Raw genomic sequence first — 19,898 nt, 5'->3', positions numbered from 1 at the left:
GGGCTGTTGCTCGGCGGCGCGGGGGCGCTGTGGGCGACCGCACCGCGCGCTGCGCCGCCGGCGCCCGCGACGCCGCAGCGCATCGTCTCGATCAACCTCTGCGCCGATCAGCTCATCCTCGCGCTCGCCGACCGCAACCAGATCGCCGGGCTGTCGCGCAACGCGCAGGACCCCGAAATGTCGGGCGAGGCGGCGGCGGCACGCGGCCTGCCGTTGCTCAGCCAGTCGGCCGAGCAGATTCTGGCGATCGAGCCCGACCTCGTTGCGGGCATGCCCGCCAGCCGCAGCGCGGCGCTCGCGGCCTTGCCGCACAAAAATTATCCGCTGCTCGACCTCGAAACCGCTGACCGGCCCGACCAGATCTACGCCTCGATTCGCCAGACCGCCGCCGCGATCGGCCATCCGGCGCGCGGCGAGGCGCTGGTCGCGCGGATGGAGCGCGAGCTTGCCGGGCTGCCGAAGCCCGGGCGCGGGCGCGTCGCCGCCTATTACCAGCGGCGCGGCTATATGACCGGCACCGGCACGCTGATCGACGAGATGATGGGGCGGCTCGGTCTCGTCAATCTCGCGGGCCGGCTCGGCAAGCCGCCGCTGTCGCAACTGAGCCTCGAGGAAATGGTCGCGGCGCGCCCCGATTTCCTGATCGTCGAGAGCGCAACCGATATCGTCACCGACCAGGGCAGCGAAATGCTCCACCATCCCGCGCTCGCCGGCATCCCGCGGATCAGCGTGCCGCAGGCGTGGACCGTGTGCGGCAGCCCCGCCTACACCCGGGCGGTGCGCAGCATCGCCGACCAGATCGCCCGCCACGATGCCCGCGACGCTCGCAATGCAAAGGTGACGTCATGACGCGCCGCGCCCCGCCGCGCGCGCTGCTGATCGCCGCGCTCGCGCTGCTCGCGCTCGGCGCGGGGATTGCCTCGCTGCTGTTCGGCGCGGTCGATCTGTCGGTGGCGCGGCTGTGGACCGCGGCGGTGCACGGCGGCGATCCGGTCGCATCGACGATCCTCTTCGAACTCCGCCTGCCGCGCACCCTGCTCGCGCTCGTCGTCGGCGCGATGCTCGGACTCGCGGGCGCTGCGTTGCAGGGTTATTTGCGCAATCCGCTCGCCGAACCCTCGGTGCTCGGCACCTCGAACGCCGCGGCGCTCGGCGGTGTGGCGGCGATCTATTTCGGCTTCGCTGAACTCCATGTCGCGACGCTGCCGCTGCTCGCGACCGGCGGAGCGCTGCTGTCGCTGGTGCTGCTCTTTGCGCTCGCCGGCCGCGCCGAAAGCCCGCTGACGCTGATCCTCGCGGGCATCGCCGTCGGCACGCTCGCGGTCGCGGGCACCAGCCTCGCGCTCAACCTGTCGCCGAACCCCTTCGCGGCGATGGAGATCATGACCTGGCTGCTCGGCAGCCTCGAGAACCGCTCGTTCCAGCACCTGTGGATCGCGCTGCCATGCATCGCCGCCGGGACCGCGATGCTGCTGTGGAACGGCCGCGCGCTCGACGCGCTGACCCTCGGCGAGGATGCCGCGCAGGCGATGGGGGTCGATCTGCGCGCGATGCGCCTCCGGCTGCTCGCCGGTACCGCGATCGGGGTCGGCGGCGCGGTCGCGGTGTCGGGAGCGATCGGCTTCGTCGGTCTGATCGTCCCGCACCTGATCCGACCGCTTACCGACCGCAGCCCGTCGGCGATCCTGCTGCCCTCGGCGATCGGCGGCGCCGCGCTGCTGACGCTCGCCGACCTCGGGGTACGCATCATCCCGACCACCAACGAACTCAAGCTCGGCGTCGTCACCGCCTTCCTCGGCGTGCCCGTCTTCCTTGTCCACCTGATGCGGGAGCGGCGACTGTGGTGATGCTGGCGCTCGAACATGTCGGCGTGACGCTCGGCCGCCGCGCGGTCGTCGCGAACGTCAGCGCGGCCTTCGCCCCCGGCACGCTGACGGGCATCGTCGGCCCCAATGGCGCAGGCAAGTCGACGCTCGCGCGCGCAATGCTCGCGCTGGTCCCCGCGACCGGACGCGTCACGCTCGACGGCGACGATGTCGCGGCAATGCCCCGCGCCGCACTCGCGCGCCGCATCGCCTATCTGCCGCAGGGCCAGACGCTGCACTGGCCGCTCACCGTCGAGCGGCTCGTCGGACTCGGCCGCCTGCCGCACCTCGCGCCGATGTCGAAGATCGGCACCGCCGACGCCGATGCGATCGCCCGCGCGATGGTCCGCGCCGACGTCGCGGGTCTGCGCAACCGGATCGCCACCGAATTGTCGGGCGGCGAGCGCGCGCGCGTCCTCTTCGCACGCGCGCTCGCGGTCGAGGCGCCCGCGCTGATCGCCGACGAACCGCTCGCCAGCCTCGACCCCGGGCACCAGATCGACGTGATGGAACTGATGCGCGCCGAGGCCGACGCCGGCGCGCTGGTGATCGCGGTGCTCCACGATCTCACCATGGCGGCGCGCTATTGCGACCGGCTGCTGCTGATCGACGAGGGTGCGATCGTCGCCGACGGCGCCCCCGCCGACGTGCTCACCCCCGACCTCTTGCGCCGCGTCTACGGCATCGACGCGCGCGTCGAGAGCGGCGGCGACTGGCCGACGGTCACCACCTTCGGCCGCGCGCGGCCATGACCGCCGAAGCAGTCTACGCCAGCGAAGGCTATGCCACGGTCCCGCTGTTCGACCCCGGCTTCGTGCGTGAGGCGCGCGCCGACATCGCCGAGCATATCGACCGGCTGGCGTGCGCGCTCTACCTGCCCTTCGAGCAGAGCTGTCCCGACGCGCCGCTGACCGAACGGCTCGACCGCATCTTCGCGCGCGAACGCAGCGTCGCCAACCTGCTGCGCGTCGCGGTCTGCACCGACGCGCATCGCGGGCCGCGGCTCCAGGCGCTCGCAAACGATCCGCGGCTGAAGGAAACCGCCGAGGCGCTCACCGGCCGCACGCTCGCGAGCCAGGTCGTGCGCGTGCGCGCGAGCATCGCCTGCTTCCCCGAACATCGCCACGCGTGGCACAGCGACGTCGCGCGCGACGACGGCACCGGATGCGGCAAGGTGGTCGTCACCGCGTGGATCCCGCTCGGCGATGCCGGTCCCGACAGCGGCGGGCTCGAAATCGCGGCGGGACGCCAGCCGGCGCCGCTCGGCGAGCAGGTGGCGGGCGGCTTCGAAATCCCCGAATATCGCCTTGCGGGCCTGCCGCGCGCCCGACCCGAATGCCCGACGGGCACAGCGCTGTTCCTCGACCGCTTCACCCCGCACCGCACGCTTCCCGCACCCGCTTCGCGTTTTGCGCTGGTGGTCTGGATGAAGGCGGCCTGATCATTTTGCCCGACCCTATTGCAACGCAGCAATTGACCGCCGCGCAACATTCGATGTAACGCGCCGCCAGCGACAGGTTCCCCGAAAGGGGATTCAAAGGGAATGGGGTGCGAAACCCCGGCTGCCCCTGCAACTGTAAGCGGCGAGTCATCGGGCCATATGCCATTGGGACCAGCAGGTCCTGAGAAGGCGGCCCGAAACGGCACCGACCCGCGAGCCAGGAGACCTGCCCGTCGCCGTCGTCTTTCGCGCGGACAGGGTGTGCCGGGCGGACGGGGAGTGAACCCGAGCGACGACAAAGGTGGCCGCGTGCCTGCGCGGGCCGATGTCGCGCGTCCCCGACGGACAACCGCATCGACCGCGCGTGCGAGCGGCCTTGTCGATGGGGTTATCATGTTCAGGACTGTTTTTCGCACCACCATATCATTGGTCGCCATCGCGGCCGCCCTGCCCGCTCTCGCCACAGAGGCCGGCGAAGCCGACGGCATCATCGTCACCGCAACGCGCACGCCGCTGGCGATCGACGAAATCCCGGCCTCGATCACCGCGCTCGACAAGGCGGCGATCGACCGTTCGCAGGATATCGGCGTGACCGAATTGCTGCTGCGCACCCCCGGGGTCAGCATCTCGCGCAACGGCGGCTACGGCACCGCGACCGCGCTGCGCATCCGCGGCGCCGAATCCGAACATACGGTCGCGGTGATCGACGGGGTCAAGCTCAACGATCCGTCGTCGACCGGCGGCGGTTTCAATTTCACCAACCTGCTCGTCGGCGACATCGACCGCATCGAGGTGCTGCGCGGACCGCAGTCGATCCTGTGGGGCAGCCAGGCGATCGGCGGTGTGGTCAACATCGTCACCGCGTCGCCGCACAAGCCGCTCGAAGGCAGCTTCGACCTCGAGGCCGGGTCGCGCAACACCGTCAGCGCACGCGCCGCGCTCGGCGGCCGCACCGGGCCTCTCAGCTGGCGGATCGGCGGCCAGCGCTTCACCACCGACGGCATCTCGTCGCACGCAAAGGCGTTCGGCGGGGTCGAGCGCGACGGCTATCGCAACACCAACCTGTCGGGCCGCGCCGAACTCGCGCTCGCCGACAATGTCAGCATCGATGTGCGCGGCACCTACGCCAGCGGCCACGTCGAATTCGACGGCTTCAACGCCGACAGCGACGACTATGGGCTGAACCGTGAATTCGTGGGTTATGCCGGGTTGAACGTCGACGTCATGGACGGGCGCTTCCGCAACCGCGTCGCCTATGCCTACACCGACACCAACCGCGACAATTACAACCCGACGCGCGCGCGGCCGCAGAGCTTCGACGCCGAAGGGCGCAACAAGCGCTGGGAATATCAGGGCAGCTTCGCGGTCAACGATCGCATTTCGGCGATCTTCGGGGTCGAAAATGAACGGTCGGACTTCAAGAGCCGTTCGCCCGCGGCCTCGCTTGGCGCCCCCCTGCCGCCCTTCGCGGTCGGCAAGGCCGAACTCACCAGCGTCTATGGTCAGCTCAGCGTCGAGCCGGTCGACGGGCTGACGCTCAATGGCGGCGTCCGGTACGACGATCATGATCGTTACGGCGGTCAGACCTTGTTCGCGGCGGGCGGCGTGTGGCGGCTGCCGACCGGAACCGTGCTCCGCGCGAGCTATGGCGAGGGCTTCAAAGCCCCCTCGCTCTACCAGCAGTTCAGCGAATATGGGAATATCGCGCTCGATCCCGAGGAAGCGCGCGGCTGGGAAGCCGGTATCGAACAGCATCTGTTCGATCGCAAGGTCGTGATCGGCGCGACCTGGTTCGATCGCACAACGACGAATCAGATCATCTATAATAGCTGCCCGGCCCCATCCACCGACCCCGCGGCGCCCCCACCCGACCCGATGTGCTTTGTCCCGGGCGATCCGACAACGCCGCGCTTCGGCTATTATTCGAACGTCGCGCGCAGCAAGGCGCACGGGATCGAGGCGGCGGCGGCGCTGACCCTCGGCGGACTGACGCTCGACGGAAACTATAGCTGGATCGTCGCCGAGGATCGCTCGCCGGGCAATAATTTCGGCAAATGGCTGCCGCGGCGCCCGCGCCACACCGCCAATGCATCGGCGAGCTATGCCTTCGGTTTCGGGCTCGAACTCGGTGCCGCGGTGCGCTGGTCGGGGCAGAGCTTCGACAATGCGAGCAATGCGACGCGGCTCGACGACTATACGCTCGTCGACCTGCGCGCCGAAGTGGCGCTGTCCGACGCGGTGAAGCTTTTCGCACGCGCCGAAAATATCTTCGACGAGCAATATATGACGGCGCTCCGCTATGGCGCGCTCGGCCGCAGCGTCTACGCGGGCATCCGGGGGCGCTTCTGATGGCGGCGCTCCCGAACCGCGGCGCGTCGGCGCTCTGGGTGTCGTTGCTCACCGCCGCGAGCATGGCGACGACGCTCGCACTCGGCTGCGCAACGCCCTTCCCCGCGCTCGCGGCGCTTGCGGCGGTGCACATGCGCCGCCGCGACGGCCTCGCGCTGATGCTGCTCGCCTGGGCGGCGAGACAGGCGATCGGCTTCGCGCTGCTCGGCTATCCGCGCGACGGCAGCACGCTCGCCTGGGGCGTGGGGCTCGGTACCGCCGCGGCGGGTTCGGCGCTCGCCGCCCATGCGGCGCTGAGCGCACTGACCTATCGCTCGGTCGCGGCGCGATTGGCGACCGCCTATGCCGCGGGCTTCACCGCCTTCAAGGCCGTGATCCTCGGCTGGGCGCTGATCCTCGGCGGGCTGCACACCGCGATGGCACCCGACCTGCTCGCCGAACAATTCGTGCGCAACGGTGCCATCCTCGCCGGGCTCTACCTGCTCTATCGCCTGTTCGTCGCGGCAGGGGTGCCGGCGCCGCCGCGCCCGGTCGCCGCATGACCGGCGCGCGATGCTGACCCCGGTCGATCCCGGCCCCGCGGTCGTGGCGTGCAGCACCTGCCGACACGACCGCATGGCGCGCACCGATGGTGCGGGCGTCACCGGCGGCGCGCGGCTGATCGAGGCGCTCGAACGCATCAAGGCGGGCGACCCACGCTACGCCGGGATCGCGGTGCAGGCGATGCCGTGCCTCTTTGCCTGCGCAGACCATTGCACCGTCCACCTGCGCGCGCCGGGCAAGGTCGGCTACGTCCTCGGCCGCTTCGTCCCCGATGTGGAGGCGGCGCGCGCGATCCTCGATTACGCCGTCCATTATGCCGACAGCGAGCATGGCCGCGTCGCCTATGGCCTCTGGCCCGAAGGGGTGAAGGGGCATTTCATCACCCGCACCCCGCCGCCGGGTTTCGTCGCCGAATGACCGCCTTTCCGACCATCGCCGCCTTCGAGGCCGCGCTCGCCGACCTTCGCGCACCCGACACCCGCGCCCAGGAAGCCGCGCGCGTCCGGCAGGCGCAGCTCACCAAACCCGCCGGTTCGCTCGGCCGGCTCGAAGAGGTCGCGATCTTCTTCGCCGGCTGGCAGGGACGCGAGCGTCCGCGCCTAGATCGCGGCCGCGCCGCGATCTTCGCCGGCAATCATGGCGTCACCGCGCACGGGGTCAGCGCCTTTCCGCCCGGCGTCACCGCGCAGATGGTCGCCAATTTCCGCGCCGGAGGCGCGGCGATCAACGCGCTGGCGGCGGCTGCCGGGCTCGAACTGACCATCGTCGCGCTCGACCTCGACCGCCCGACCGCCGACTTCACCGCCGCCCCCGCGATGTCCGACGCCGAATGCCTCGACGCACTCAACGCCGGCGCCGCGACGGTCGATCCCGATCTCGACCTGATCCTGCTCGGCGAAATGGGGATCGGCAATTCGACCGCCGCCGCGGCGCTGTGCGCGCGCAGCTTCGGCGGCGACGCGGCGCGCTGGGTCGGGCCAGGCACCGGGGTCGACGATCAGGGCGTCGCGCGCAAGGTCGCCGTCGTCGAACGCGCGCTCGCCGTCCACGCCTATGCCGCGCCTTCGGCGTTCGAAACGCTGCGCCGCGTCGGCGGGCGCGAGATTGCGGCGATGGCGGGCGCCGCGCTGCACGCGCGCCGGCTCGGCGTCCCGGTGCTGCTCGACGGCTTCATCGGCTGCGCCGCGCTCGCGCCGCTCGCCGTCGACAATCCTGCGATCACCGGTCATTGCCTCGCGGGCCATTGTTCGGCCGAACCCGGCCACGCCGCGCTGCTCGCCGCGCTCGGGCTCGACCCGCTGCTGATGCTCGACATGCGGCTCGGCGAGGGCAGCGGCGGCGCGGTCGCGGCGGGGGTGATCCGCGCCGCGCTCGCCGCGCATAACCAGATGGCGACCTTTGCCGAAGCCGCGGTGTCGGGGTCGCTGTGACGAGTTTCGCGCTCCATTTTCTGCGCCACGGCGCGCCCGCCACGCCGGGTCTGCTGCTCGGGCGCACCGATATGGCGCCGACCGCTGCCGGCATCGCCGCCTGCGCGGCGCAGGCCGCCGGCCTCGCGGTCGAGACGCTGATCAGTTCGAACCTCTGCCGTGCGCGCGACGCGGCAACCCTGATCGGCGCGGCGGCCGGATTGCCGGTCGTGTCCGATCCGCGCTGGCGCGAACTCGACTTCGGCGACTGGGACGGCCGCCCCGGATCGGCAATCGACGCCGAAGCGCTCGGACGCTTCTGGAGCGACCCCGACGCGCATCCGCCGCCGGGCGGCGAACCCTGGTCGGCGCTCGTCGGACGCGTGTCGGCGGCGCTCGCCGATCTCGCGCCGCGCCCGACCCTGATCGTCACCCACGGCGGCGCCATCCGCGCCGCGCTCCATCGCCTCTGCGGTTTTGACCAGCGCCAGCTCTGGTCGTTCGACCTGCCCTATGCGGTGCTCGTCTCGCTGCAAGTCTGGCCGGGTGAAAGCCCGCACGCGCAACTGGTGGCGATCCGGCCATGAAGAGCCTGATCGTCGCGATCCAGTTCCTGACCCGGCTGCCGACCCCGCGCTTCGCGGTCTCGGGCGACGAATTCGCGGCCTCGATGCGCTGGTTCCCCGCGGTCGGGCTGATCGTCGGCGGACTCGTCGCGGCGGCAGGCTGGGCCGGAGCGCGGCTCGATCCGTGGACCGGCGCTTTCTTCGCGCTGCTGTTCTGGGTCGCGGTAACCGGGGCGCTGCACCTCGACGGGCTCGGCGACATCGCCGACGCGCGCGGCGCCGCGCACAGGGACAAGGCGCACATGCTTGCCGCGATGTCCGACCCGCACGTCGGCAGCTTCGCGGTCGTCGCAATCGCGCTGCAACTGCTCGCCAAGCTCGTCCTGCTCCACGCGCTGCTCGACGCGCACGCCTGGGCCGCGATCGCGCTCGTCCCCTTCGCCGCGCGCATCGGCCCTTTGCTCTGGTCGCGCTGGCTGCCCGATCTCCACACCGGGCTCGGGTCGAAGTTCCGCGGCGCGATACGCCCCGTCGATGTCCTTGTCTGGGCGCTGGCGCTCGGTACCGCCGCCATCTGGTCGCGGTCGCTGCTCGCCGCGCCCTTCGTGCTGATTCTCTGGGGCTGGTGGCTCCATCGCACGATCGGCGGCATCTCGGGCGACGGCCATGGGGCGGGGATCGAGGTGAGCGAGAACGCGCTGCTGCTCGCCGCGCTCGTCTGGCTCCATCTCGCATGAACGGCGACTGGACCTGGCACGGCGGCGCGCTCGCGGCGGCGCAGCGGCATTTCGGCGGCGACGCGCGCGACTGGATCGACCTGTCGACCGGGATCAACCCCGATCCGTGGCCGGGCGTGGCCAGTCTCGCGATCGACTGGCAGCGATTGCCCGAAGCCGGCGCACTCACGGCGTTGGAAACCGCAGCCGCCACCAGCTTCGGGATCGATCCCGCCTATGTCTGCGCGGTGCCGGGGAGCGAGATCGGACTCCGCCTCACCGGCCGCCTGATCGGCGGCGCGGCACACCATGTCGTCCCCGCCTATCGCACTCATGGCGCGATGATCGCCGCCAGCACGCCGGTCGGCGCCGACGACATGATGCAGCATGGCGATACGCTGATCCTCGCCAATCCGAACAACCCCGACGGGCGGTGCCTCACCCCCGATATGCTCGCCGCGCTGCTGGACCGGCGCGACGCGGGGAGCTGGCTGCTCGTCGACGAAGCCTTTGCCGACGGCGATCCGGCGGCGAGCGTCGCCCCGCTTGTCGGCGACGGAGCGCGGTTGATCGTCTTTCGTTCGTTCGGAAAATTCTTCGGGCTCGCGGGGGTACGCCTCGGCTTCGTAATCGCGCCGCGCGACATCGTCGCCGGGCTGCGCGACCTGCTCGGCGCCTGGCCCGTCTCGGCGGCAGCGGCGGCGATCGGCACCGCGGCGTATCGCGATACGGGCTGGATCGCCGCGACGCGGGCCGCCCTGCCGCGCCGCGCCGCGGCGCTCGACGCGATGCTCGCGCGGCGCGGCTACACCGCCACCGGCGCCTGCCCGCTGTTCCGCCTGATCGAGACGGAGGGTGCCGGCGCATTGTTCGAGCGGCTGGCGCACGCGCGCATCCTGACGCGCCCCTTCGCCGAACGCCCCGACTGGCTGCGCCTCGGCCTGCCCGCCGACGCCGACGCGCTGGCGCGGCTCGAGGCGGCGCTTGGCTGAGCCGGTCGCTCTCGCCGCGCTGGCGCTCGACGCCGTGCTCGGCTGGCCGCAGGCGCTCTATCGCCGCATCGGTCATCCGGTCGGTCTCTTCGCGCGCCTGATCGCGGGCTGCGAGCGGCGCTGGAACCGCCCCGAAGCGCGATTCGCGACGCGACGTGCCCTCGGCACGCTGACGCTGCTGCTGCTCATCGGTGTCGTCGGCGGCGCGGCCTGGGGTCTCGAAGCGCTGCTGCTCGCACATCTCGGCCCGCACGGCTGGATCGCCGTCGCGCTGCTCGCCTGGCCCGCACTCGCGCAGCGCAGCCTGTTCGATCATGTCGGCGCGGTGGCCGCGGCGCTTGAAGGCGGCGACCTGCCCGCCGCGCGCATCGCGGTGAGCGCGATCGTCGGCCGCGACACCGCCGCGCTCGACGAAAGCGGCGTCGTGCGCACCGCGATCGAGAGCCTCGCCGAAAGCTTCTGCGACGGCGTCGTCGCGCCATTCTTCTGGCTCTTGCTGCTCGGGCTGCCCGGCGTCTGGGCGTACAAGGCGATCAACACCGCCGACAGCCTGATCGGGCACCGCGAGGAACGCTGGCGCGCTTTCGGCTGGGCGGCCGCGCGCAGCGACGACCTCGCAAATTTCGTCCCCGCGCGTCTGTCGGGGATGCTGCTCTGCCTTGCCGGAGGACGCGGCTGGCGCACGATGCGACGCGATGCGCGCAAGCATGCCTCACCCAACGCCGGCTGGCCCGAAGCAGCCATGGCAGGCGCTTTGGGGGTTCGGCTCGCGGGACCGATCGCCTATGACGGCGTCATGCACGCCAAAGACTGGATCGGCGACGGACGCGAAGTCGCCGCGGCGCCCGACATTCGCCGCGCCTTGCGCGTCTATCTGGGCGCCTGCGCCCTGCTGTGGCTCATCGCCGGAGGTTTTGCATGGGCGCGCTGATGCTCCAGGGCACCGGGTCCGACGTCGGCAAGTCGGTGCTCGTCGCAGGGCTGTGCCGCGCCTTCGCCAACCGCGGGCTGGCGGTGCTGCCGTTCAAGCCGCAGAATATGTCGAACAATGCCGCCGTGACGTCGGACGGCGGCGAGATCGGACGCGCACAGGCGCTGCAGGCGCTCGCCTGCCGCGTCGCGCCGCACAGCGACATGAACCCCGTGCTGCTAAAGCCGCAGGCCGACCGTACCTCGCAGCTCATCGTCCATGGCCGCGTGCGCGGCACGCTCGGCGCCGCCAATTTCCGCGAGGCGCGCCGCCCGCTGCTCGCCGAGGTGATGCAGAGCTATGAACGGCTGCGCGGCCAGTGCGACCTCGTCATCGTGGAGGGCGCGGGGTCGCCCGCCGAGATCAACCTGCGCGCCGGCGACATCGCCAACATGGGCTTCGCGCGCGCCGCCGGCCTTCCGGTGATTCTCGTCGGCGACATCGACCGCGGCGGGGTGATCGCCTCGGTGGTCGGGACCAGGACGGTGATCGATGCCGCGGATGCCGCGATGATCCGCGGCTTCCTGATCAACAAGTTCCGCGGCGACCTCGCGCTGTTCGCGGACGGTTATCGCGCGATCGAAGACCGCAGCGGCTGGCGCGGCTTCGGCGTCGTCCCCTGGCTCGCCGCCGCCGCGCGACTGCCGAGCGAGGATGCGGTGATCCTCGAACGCCGCGCCGATGCGCGCGAGGGGCGCAAGCTGATTGCCTGTCCGATCCTGCCGCGCATCTCGAACTTCGACGATCTCGACCCCTTCAAGCTCGAACCCGGGGTCGAACTCGTCATGGTCCCCCCGCGCCGCCCGATTCCTGCCGAGGCGGCGATCGTCGTCCTGCCGGGATCGAAAGCGACGATCGCCGACCTCGCGGCGCTGCGCACCGAGGGCTGGGACATCGACATCATGGCGCACCACCGGCGCGGCGGACTGATCGTCGGGCTGTGCGGGGGCTATCAGATGCTCGGCCGCCGCATCGCCGACCCGCATGCGATCGAGGGACCGGCGTCCGAAGCAACGGGGCTCGGGCTGCTCGACGTCGACACCCTATTATCGCCGGCCAAGACGCTGCGCCCCGCGCGCGGCACCGCGCTGGATACGCCGGTCGAGGGCTATGAAATGCATATGGGCGAAACCCGGGGGCCCGACACTGCGCGGCCCTTCGCCCTGCTCGAGGACGGCGGCACCGACGGCGCGGTCGATCGCAGCGGCACGGTGATTGGCTCCTATCTCCACGGCCTCTTCGCCTCGCCCGGCCTGCGCCGCGCGCTGCTCGCCCGCATCGGGGTCGAGGGGAGCGGGCGCGACTATGCCGCCGACGTCGACGATGCGCTCGACGCGATCGCCGCCGAACTTGCCGCGCACGTCGACCTCGACGGCCTGCTGCGCATCGCGCGGGGCGGCGCGTGACATCGCGCCGCCTGTTCGTCCTCGGCGGCGCGCGTTCGGGCAAGAGCCGCCTTGCGCAGCACCGCGCCGAAGCGCTCGCCGGACGCCATATCTTCGTCGCGACCGCCGAGGCCTATGACGACGAGATGCGCGATCGCATCGCGCGCCACCGCGCCGACCGCGACGCGCGCTGGTCGACCGTCGAGGCGCCGCGCGACCTCGCCGCCATGCTCGCCGCGCACGACGCGGACGATGCGGTCATCCTCGTCGACTGCCTGACGCTGTGGGTATCGAACCTGCTGCTCGCCGGGGCCGATATCGGCGCCGCGACCGATGCCCTGCGCAATGCAATGGCAAGCATCCGGGGCCGGCTCATCCTCGTCGCGAACGAGGTGGGTTACGGGATCGTCCCCGACAATGCGCTCGCGCGCCGCTTCCGCGACGACGCCGGGCGCGTGAATCAGACGGTCGCGGCGATAGCGGACGAGGTCGTTCTGGTCGCCGCAGGGTTGCCGCTGCGCCTCAAATGACGGGCTGCGCTGGCCGCTCCGCGCTCTTAGTGCTTGCGGCCGAAATCGGGCGCGGCATCGTCCTGTCCCTGCTCGATGATCGAGCGACGGATCGTGCGCGTGCGCGTGAACCAGTCCTCGAGCTTGGCGCCGTCGCCACGGCGGATCGCCTGCTGGAGCACGGTCAGATCCTCATTGAAACGCTGCAAGGTCGCGAGCACCGCATCCTTGTTGGCGAGAAACACGTCGCGCCACATCACCGGGTCGCTCGCGGCGATACGCGTGAAGTCGCGGAAACCGCCCGCCGAATATTTGATAACCTCGCTCTCGGTCACTTCCTCAAGTTCGCTCGCGGTGCCGACGATCGTATAGGCGATCAGGTGCGGCAAATGGCTCGTCACCGCGAGCACCATGTCGTGATGCGCGGCGTCCATGACGTCGACCCGCGCGCCGAGCGCCTCCCAAAAGGCGGACAGCGCGGCGACCGCGTCTTCGGACGCCCCCGCGCCGGGGGTGACGATGCACCAGCGCCCTTCGAACAGGCTCGCAAAACCGGCCGCCGGCCCGCTGTTCTCGGTCCCGGCGACCGGGTGCGCCGGAATGACGGCATGATCGGGGAGCGCCTTCGCCAGCGCCTCGGCGACGCTGGTCTTCGACGAACCGACGTCCGAAATGATCGCGTCGGCCTTGAGCCCCGGCGCCATGGCGCGCGCCGCGTCGGCCATGCGCCCGACCGGCACCGCGAGGATCACCAGATCGGCCCCGGCGACGGCTTCGACCGCATCGTCGACGATGGCATCGCACAGCCCCAGCGCGCGCGCCTCGTCGCGTACCGCGGCGCTGGCGTCATGCCCGGTCACCGTCACCAGGGGCATGCGCTCGGCAATCGCACGTGCGAGCGACGAGCCGATCAGCCCCAGCCCGACAACGGCAACCTTTTCTATTGCCATCAGCCTTCGACCGCGGCGCGGATCGCCGCGGCGAGCCCGCGCGTCTCGTCTTCGGTGCCGATCGTCATGCGCAGCGCGCCCGGCAGCCCCTGCCCCGGCAGCCAGCGCACGATATAGCCTGCATCCATCAGCCGGTTGTAGACCGTCTCGGCACTCACCGCGCCCTCGAACAGCACGAGCAGGAAATTGCACGCCGACGGCACGACGCGCAGGCCATGGTTGCCGAGGCTTTCGATTTCGCCCGTCAGCCAGGCGCGCCACCTGGCATTATGCTCGCGGCTGCTTGCGACGAATGCCTCGTCGCCGAGCGCCGCGACCGCCGCCGCCTGTCCGGCGCGGGTGACGTTGAACGGCAGGCGGATGCGGTGCAGCGCCGAAATCACCTCGGCGCTGGCATAGCCCCAGCCGATGCGCTCGGCGGCAAGGCCGTGGATCTTCGAAAAGGTGCGCGTGACGAAAACATTGGGCTCGGTCTTGGCGAGCTCGAGCCCGCCGTCATCCTCGGCCGCCGACAGATATTCGCTATAGGCCTGATCGATCACGAACAGCACATTCTTCGGCAGCCCGGCGTAGAGCCGCTGGACCTCCGCGCGCGTTGCGAGCGTGCCGGTCGGATTGTTCGGATTGGCGAGATAGACGACGCGCGTCCGCTCGGTCACCGCCGCGAGCAAGGCATCGACGTCGGTCGCATAATCCTTGTCGTCAGCCTCAACCGGCACCGCGCCGACGCGGCGCGCCGCGATCTCGTACACCGCGAAGCCATAGCGCACATAGAGAATCTCGTCCCCCGCCCCGGCATAGGCGCCCGCTGCAAGGTGGAGCAGTTCGTCCGACCCGTTGCCGCAGATCACCCGCGCGGGATCGAGCCCGAACTTCGCGGCGATCGTCTCGCGCAGCTCGTTGGCACCCGGATCGGGGTAGCGCGACAGGGCGTCGGGGGCGCCCTGCGCCGCGGCAAAGGCCGCCCGCGCCTTTTCGCCCGTGCCGAGCGGATTTTCGTTTGCGCTCAGTTTGATCAGCGGTCGGCCATCGGCGCCTGCCGACTTGCCGGGAACATAGGGAGCGATGCCGCTGATCCACGGCTTCGGGGTGAGGGTCGGGGTCGCGTCGGTCATGCCGCGCCGTTTAGCGGCTGCGCGGCCCGAGTCCAGCACGTTGACAGCCCCCGCCCGCGCGCTTAGCCCCGCGCGATCATGGCGAGCCTGCTCCACCAGATTCAGCACCAGGGCGTGACGATCGCGAAACCGCTGCCGCTCGACAGCGGACAGGTGCTGCCGTCGGTGACGATCGCCTGGCAAAGCTATGGCGCGCTCAACGCCGACCGGTCGAACGCGGTGCTGATCTGCCACGCGCTCACCGGCGACCAATATGTCGCGAGCGACCATCCGGGGACGGGCAAGCCCGGCTGGTGGGCGCGCATGGTCGGCCCCGGCAAGCCGATCGACACCGACCGGTTCCACATCATCTGCGCCAATGTGCTCGGCAGCTGCATGGGGTCGAGCGGCCCCGCGACTCCCGATCCGGCGAGCGGCGTCCCGCTCGGCATGGCCTTCCCGGTGATCACCATCGCCGACATGGTGCGCGCGCAGGCGATGCTGCTCGACCATCTCGGCATCGACCGGCTGCACGCGGTGGTCGGCGGCTCGATGGGCGGGATGCAGACGCTCGCCTGGGCCGCGCACTATCCCGAACGCCTCAAGTCGGCCGTCGTGATCGCCAGCGCAGCGCGCCATTCGGCGCAGAACATCGCCTTTCACGAGGTCGGCCGACAGGCGATCATGGCCGATCCCGACTGGCAGGACGGCCAATATTACGGCAGCGCGCGCGCGCCCACGAAAGGACTCGCGGTCGCGCGCATGGCGGCGCACATCACCTATCTGTCCGAAGAAGGGCTGACCGAGAAATTCGGCCGCCGCCTGCAGGCGCGCGACATCAAGAGCTTCGGGTTCGACGCAGATTTCCAGATCGAATCTTATCTGCGGCATCAGGGGCTGGCCTTCACCGATCGGTTCGATGCCAACGCCTATCTCTACATCACCCGCGCGATGGACTATTTCGATCTCGCCGAGCCGCACGACGGCCGCCTCGCGGGCGCGTTCGCGGACGCCAGGGACGTGCGCTTCACGCTCGTCAGTTTCGACACCGACTGGCTCTATCCGACCGCCGAATCGCGCCGCATCGTCCAGGCGCTGCAAAGCGTCGGCGCCGCCGCGAGCTTCGTCGAGCTTTCGGCGCCCTTCGGCCACGACAGCTTCCTTCTCGACGTGCCCGCGCTCGACCGCATCGTCGCGGGCGCGCTCGGCGGAGGCTTTTGATGGCGCTGCGTCCCGACCTCGCGATCATCGCCGGCGCGGTGCCACCGGGTGCGCGCATCCTCGACGTCGGCTGCGGCGATGGCGAACTGATCGAGGCGTTGCAGGCGCGCGGCGTCGATGCGCGCGGGCTCGAAATCGATCCCGCCAACGTCACCGCGGCGATCGCGCGCGGCCAGTCGGTGGTGCAGGGCGACGCGAACCACGACCTCGCCGACTATCCCGACGATGCCTTCGACTATGCGATCCTGTCGCAGACGCTCCAGACCACCGAGCGCCCCGACCTGGTGGTCGACGAACTGCTGCGCATCGCGCCGCGCGCCTTCGTCAGCTTCCCCAATTTCGCCCACTGGCGGGTGCGGCTTGCCCTGCTGTGGGGCGGGCGCATGCCGGTGACGCGCCTACTGCCCGTCGCCTGGTACGAGACCCCGAACATCCACCACGTCGCCGTCAGCGATTTCCGCGACCTGCTGCGCGACAAGGGCATCGGAGTCGAGGGAGCCTGGTATCTGTCGGGCGACAAGCCGACCAGCGACGCCGCCGCCAGCTGGCGCGCCGAACATGCGATCTTCCTGATCCGGCGGGCATAGCCGCAGCCCTCCCCCGTCGCGCGTCAACGGGACGGGGGATCGTCAGCGCTTCCGGATTCCGTCGGCGATCAGCGCATTGGCGCGCGCCGCAACAGCGGCGACATCGTCCTCGGTATCCCACACGCCGAAGCGCAGCCCCAGAAACACGTTCATTCCCATGATCGCCCACGCCTCGACCTCGCCCAGGCCGTCGCGCAACTCGCCGCCGGCGCCGCCCGCCTGCAATCGCGCCGCGATGCGCTCGGCGGTGGTCGCATAATGGGCACGGAAACTGTCGGGATCGACGAATTCGGCCTCGTCGACGATCCGGTAGATTTCCTGATGCGCGCGCGCGAACTGAAGAAAGGCCGCAAGGGCCCTCCCCTCGGCGTCGATCGCGCCGGTCGCACCTTCCATCGCCGGCGCGACATGGTCGCGCACGCGGTTCGACATGTCGGCGACGAGCCCGCGGAAGATCGCATCCTTCGAATCGAAATAGGTGTAGAAGCTGCCGAGCGCGGTCCCCGCGCGGCGTGTGATGCCGCTGATCGAGGCATCGTGAAAGCCGCGCTCGCCGAACTCGACCGCCGCCGCGTCGAGCAATTTACGCAGCGTCCGGCGCCCGCGCTCGGTACGCGGCACCTTGTCGGGATTGCCCGCCTCGGCATCGGGCATCGCAACGCGCGGCTGGTCCATCATCTGCCTTCCCGTCCTCCCCGCTTCGGGCGCCGCACGCACCCCTCGAAACGGGCACCGCGCCGCGGCCAGCGTGGCTTTTTCGCATCACTGCCGACCAAAAGACAGCAGTTTCATATTCCAAGTTGAAACTTGGTTCACCTTTCATTATTGACCGGCGCGCGGCTTGGCAAGACCGGGCCCAAGAATTTCATAACGGGGCGGCGAGGGGTCGCCCGCGACATGGGAGATGATCATGCGTCCTTTCGCCCGCCGCCTGCGCCGTGCCGTCTGTGCCACCACCACGCTGAGCCTGCTCGCCTTCGCCCCGTCCGCCTTCGCACAGGACAGCGATCCCGCTGCGAGCGCCGATGAAGGCAGCGAGGAAATCATCGTCACCGCACGGCGCCGCGACGAACGCCTGCTCGACGTGCCGATCGCGGTGAGCGCGATCTCGGGTGACGCGCTCGAGGCGCGCGGCGCGCTCGACCTCACCGACGTCGGCAACATCACCCCGAACACCACGCTCGAAACCTCGCGCGGAACCAATTCGACGCTCAGCGCCTTCATCCGCGGCGTCGGCCAGCAGGATCCGGTCCCGGGCTTCGAGGCGGGCGTCGGCATCTACCTCGACGACGTCTATCTCAACCGGCCGCAGGCCGCGGTGCTCGACATCTATGACGTCGAACGGATCGAGGTGCTCCGCGGGCCGCAGGGCACGCTCTACGGCCGCAACACGATCGGCGGCGCGGTCAAATATGTCACCAAGATGCTGCCGCAGGACTTCAGCCTGAAGGCGCGCGCCACCTATGGCACCTACGACCAGGCCGAGGGCGTGCTGACGGTCAGCGCCCCCGTCACCGACATGCTCCGCATCGGCGGTTCGGTCGCACGCCTGTCGCGCGGCGGCTTCGGCGACAACCTGACCGTGCCCGGGGTCGAGAATTACAACAAGGATGTGTGGGCGGGCCGCGGCACGCTCGAATTCGGCGGCTATGGCGCGCCGGTGCTGATCCGCATCTCGGGCGACTATACCCGCGACAAGTCGGATCCGCGCAACGGCCACCGCCTGATCCCCGGCCTGCTCTCGGGCGCCCCCGTCCTCGACGACGTCTACGACACCCGCGCCGGGCTCAACGATCCGAAGCAGGACATCAAGGCCTGGGGCCTCGCGATGAATGTTTCGGCCGAACTCAGCGACAATCTGACGCTGCGCTCGATCAGCTCGTGGCGCAAGGACACCAGCTACACCCCGATCGATTTCGACAGCCTCGCGAGCGTCGACGTCGACGTTCCCGCCGTCTATCGCAACGAACAGCTGAGCCAGGAATTCCAGCTCCTCTACGACAGCGACCGGCTGCACGGGCTCGTCGGCTTCTATTATCTCGACGCCAAGGCCTACACCAAGTTCGACGTGCTGCTCGCGACCACGGGTACGCTGCTCAGCCTGCCCGGCTTCGCGCAGCAGACGATCGGCGACGTGCGCACCGACACCTGGTCGGTGTTCGGCGACTTCACCTTCGACGTCACCGACCGGCTGCACATCTCGGCCGGCGGCCGCTACACCGTCGATCGGCGCGACAGCTTCGTCTTCAAGCAGAACCGCCTGTTCGGTGCCGACCCCGAATTCGGCGGCACCGGGGTGGCACTCGGCGCGCCGATCACCAATTTCAACGGCAAGGCGCGCTTCAAGAAATTCACCCCGCGCGCGTCGATCTCCTATGACGTCCACGACGACCTGATGATCTACGCATCCTATTCGAAGGGCTTCAAGGGCGGCGGCTTCGACCCGCGCGGCAGCGCCAACGTCCGCGCGATCGACGTCAACAACGACGGCGTCTTCGCCTATGACGAGATATACAACTTCTTCCTGTTCGAGCCCGAAACGGTCGACAGCTACGAAGCCGGGATCAAGGGCGCGACCGCCGACGGCAACATCAACTTCGCGCTGACCGGCTTCTACGCCGATTACAAGAATGTCCAGATTCCGGGTTCGGTCGGCATCGACGCGAACAACGACGGCATCTTCGAAGGCTTCTCGGGCGTCACCACCAACGCCGCCTCGGCAACCTTCAAGGGGCTGGAACTCGAAACCTCGGCGCGCTTTGCGCACGATTTCGCCGGCGCCGGATCGCGGATGAGCTTCCAGGGCACGCTCGGCTATATCGACGCGCAGTACGACGAGTTCATCGGCAACCTCGGCACCGACGTCTCGGACATCACCGACATCCAGAACACGCCGAGCTGGACCGCTTCGGGCACGCTCGGCGCGCTGGTTCCGGTCGGCGACGGCGACGTCAACTTCTCGACCACCCTCTCGTATCGCAGCAAGACGCAGCAGTTCGAATATCCCAGCCCCTATCTCGACCAGAAGGGCTATGCTTTGTGGGACGCCAGCCTCGTCTACAGCTTCGGCGGCGACCGCTATTCGATCGGCGTCCACGGCAAGAACATCCTCGACAAGCGCTACAAGACCTCGGGCTACCAGTTCCTCGTCGTCAACCCGGCGACCGGCCTGCCCGTCACCAACGCCAGCGGCCTGCCGACCCCGTCGCTCGGCCGCGAAGGCGTCGCGACGGTCTTCTACGGCAACCCGCGGCAGGTGTTCGTCACGGGGACGGTGAAGTTCTGACCGGGAATTTATCGA

20 protein-coding genes and 1 riboswitch are annotated in these 19,898 nt (G+C 69.9%); of the genes, 17 read left to right on the top strand and 3 right to left on the bottom strand.

What is annotated here, in order from left to right:
* Positions 1–27: 27 nt before the first annotated feature.
* The 14 genes from EAO27_RS18515 to cobU all read left to right on the top strand — a co-directional run bounded on the left by EAO27_RS18515 (position 28) and on the right by cobU (position 12,766).
* Positions 28–849 (top strand): ABC transporter substrate-binding protein, encoded by an 822-nt coding sequence (locus EAO27_RS18515; protein WP_242780646.1) that lies wholly within the window; start codon positions 28–30, stop codon positions 847–849.
* Positions 846–1,847 carry an iron ABC transporter permease gene (locus tag EAO27_RS18510; RefSeq protein WP_242773226.1) on the top strand — a complete coding sequence of 334 codons (1,002 nt, stop codon included), beginning with the start codon at positions 846–848 and terminating at the stop codon, positions 1,845–1,847. The genes EAO27_RS18515 and EAO27_RS18510 overlap by 4 nt, the downstream gene beginning before the upstream one ends.
* Complete coding sequence (locus EAO27_RS18505; RefSeq protein ID WP_242773224.1) at positions 1,841–2,617, top strand: ABC transporter ATP-binding protein; 777 nt, start codon at positions 1,841–1,843, stop codon at positions 2,615–2,617. The genes EAO27_RS18510 and EAO27_RS18505 overlap by 7 nt, the downstream gene beginning before the upstream one ends.
* On the top strand, positions 2,614–3,306 hold the full coding sequence (locus EAO27_RS18500) for a hypothetical protein (protein WP_242773222.1): 693 nt from the start codon (positions 2,614–2,616) through the stop codon (positions 3,304–3,306). Before EAO27_RS18505 ends, EAO27_RS18500 begins: the two co-directional genes overlap by 4 nt.
* Before the next feature lie 57 nt (positions 3,307–3,363).
* Positions 3,364–3,555, top strand: a riboswitch (cobalamin riboswitch).
* 144 nt (positions 3,556–3,699) lie between these two features.
* On the top strand, positions 3,700–5,655 hold the full coding sequence (locus EAO27_RS18495; protein WP_242773220.1) for a TonB-dependent receptor: 1,956 nt from the start codon (positions 3,700–3,702) through the stop codon (positions 5,653–5,655).
* Complete coding sequence (locus EAO27_RS18490; RefSeq protein WP_242773217.1) at positions 5,655–6,197, top strand: hypothetical protein; 543 nt, start codon at positions 5,655–5,657, stop codon at positions 6,195–6,197. The genes EAO27_RS18495 and EAO27_RS18490 overlap by 1 nt, the downstream gene beginning before the upstream one ends.
* A gap of 10 nt (positions 6,198–6,207) precedes the next feature.
* Entirely contained in the window at positions 6,208–6,615 is a 408-nt protein-coding gene (locus EAO27_RS18485) for a DUF1636 domain-containing protein (RefSeq protein WP_242773215.1), read from the top strand.
* Positions 6,612–7,628: a nicotinate-nucleotide--dimethylbenzimidazole phosphoribosyltransferase gene (cobT, locus tag EAO27_RS18480; protein ID WP_242773206.1), complete on the top strand. Its 1,017-nt coding sequence runs from the start codon at positions 6,612–6,614 to the stop codon at positions 7,626–7,628. Before EAO27_RS18485 ends, cobT begins: the two co-directional genes overlap by 4 nt.
* Positions 7,625–8,194: a histidine phosphatase family protein gene (locus EAO27_RS18475; protein ID WP_242773204.1), complete on the top strand. Its 570-nt coding sequence runs from the start codon at positions 7,625–7,627 to the stop codon at positions 8,192–8,194. The genes cobT and EAO27_RS18475 overlap by 4 nt, the downstream gene beginning before the upstream one ends.
* Positions 8,191–8,910: an adenosylcobinamide-GDP ribazoletransferase gene (locus EAO27_RS18470; RefSeq protein WP_242773202.1), complete on the top strand. Its 720-nt coding sequence runs from the start codon at positions 8,191–8,193 to the stop codon at positions 8,908–8,910. Before EAO27_RS18475 ends, EAO27_RS18470 begins: the two co-directional genes overlap by 4 nt.
* Positions 8,907–9,881, top strand: coding sequence for an aminotransferase class I/II-fold pyridoxal phosphate-dependent enzyme (locus tag EAO27_RS18465; RefSeq protein ID WP_242773200.1), 975 nt, complete (start codon positions 8,907–8,909; stop codon positions 9,879–9,881). Before EAO27_RS18470 ends, EAO27_RS18465 begins: the two co-directional genes overlap by 4 nt.
* Positions 9,874–10,812 (top strand): adenosylcobinamide-phosphate synthase CbiB, encoded by a 939-nt coding sequence (gene cbiB / locus EAO27_RS18460; protein WP_242773190.1) that lies wholly within the window; start codon positions 9,874–9,876, stop codon positions 10,810–10,812. The genes EAO27_RS18465 and cbiB overlap by 8 nt, the downstream gene beginning before the upstream one ends.
* On the top strand, positions 10,800–12,257 hold the full coding sequence (locus EAO27_RS18455) for a cobyric acid synthase (RefSeq protein WP_242773180.1): 1,458 nt from the start codon (positions 10,800–10,802) through the stop codon (positions 12,255–12,257). Before cbiB ends, EAO27_RS18455 begins: the two co-directional genes overlap by 13 nt.
* Positions 12,254–12,766, top strand: a complete 513-nt coding sequence (cobU, locus tag EAO27_RS18450) for a bifunctional adenosylcobinamide kinase/adenosylcobinamide-phosphate guanylyltransferase (RefSeq protein WP_242773177.1) — start codon at positions 12,254–12,256, stop codon at positions 12,764–12,766. The genes EAO27_RS18455 and cobU overlap by 4 nt, the downstream gene beginning before the upstream one ends.
* Before the next feature lie 26 nt (positions 12,767–12,792).
* On the opposite strand, the gene EAO27_RS18445 is transcribed toward cobU, so the two are convergent.
* Both EAO27_RS18445 and hisC read right to left on the bottom strand, forming a co-directional pair.
* The gene (locus EAO27_RS18445) at positions 12,793–13,695 is read right to left on the bottom strand and encodes a prephenate/arogenate dehydrogenase family protein (RefSeq protein ID WP_242773174.1); all 903 of its coding nucleotides are present in this window, start codon (positions 13,693–13,695) and stop codon (positions 12,793–12,795) included.
* Positions 13,695–14,810 (bottom strand): histidinol-phosphate transaminase, encoded by a 1,116-nt coding sequence (hisC, locus tag EAO27_RS18440; RefSeq protein ID WP_242773165.1) that lies wholly within the window; start codon positions 14,808–14,810, stop codon positions 13,695–13,697. The genes EAO27_RS18445 and hisC overlap by 1 nt, the downstream gene beginning before the upstream one ends.
* Positions 14,811–14,888: 78 nt before the next feature.
* Here hisC and EAO27_RS18435 point away from each other — a divergent pair, with 78 nt between their 5' ends.
* Complete coding sequence (locus EAO27_RS18435) at positions 14,889–16,010, top strand: homoserine O-acetyltransferase (protein WP_242773163.1); 1,122 nt, start codon at positions 14,889–14,891, stop codon at positions 16,008–16,010.
* Complete coding sequence (gene metW / locus EAO27_RS18430) at positions 16,010–16,597, top strand: methionine biosynthesis protein MetW (protein ID WP_242773161.1); 588 nt, start codon at positions 16,010–16,012, stop codon at positions 16,595–16,597. Before EAO27_RS18435 ends, metW begins: the two co-directional genes overlap by 1 nt.
* A 42-nt stretch (positions 16,598–16,639) precedes the next feature.
* On the opposite strand, the gene EAO27_RS18425 is transcribed toward metW, so the two are convergent.
* The gene (locus EAO27_RS18425; protein ID WP_242773153.1) at positions 16,640–17,275 is read right to left on the bottom strand and encodes a TetR/AcrR family transcriptional regulator; all 636 of its coding nucleotides are present in this window, start codon (positions 17,273–17,275) and stop codon (positions 16,640–16,642) included.
* 232 nt (positions 17,276–17,507) lie between these two features.
* Between EAO27_RS18425 and EAO27_RS18420 the strand changes: the two genes are divergently transcribed.
* Positions 17,508–19,883 carry a TonB-dependent receptor gene (locus tag EAO27_RS18420; protein ID WP_242773149.1) on the top strand — a complete coding sequence of 792 codons (2,376 nt, stop codon included), beginning with the start codon at positions 17,508–17,510 and terminating at the stop codon, positions 19,881–19,883.
* Positions 19,884–19,898: the final 15 nt, after the last annotated feature.

The sequence above is a fragment of the Sphingopyxis sp. YF1 genome (assembly GCF_022701295.1).
Classification (GTDB): Bacteria; Pseudomonadota; Alphaproteobacteria; order Sphingomonadales; family Sphingomonadaceae; genus Sphingopyxis.
This window is presented reverse-complemented; position numbering and strand designations above follow the sequence as displayed.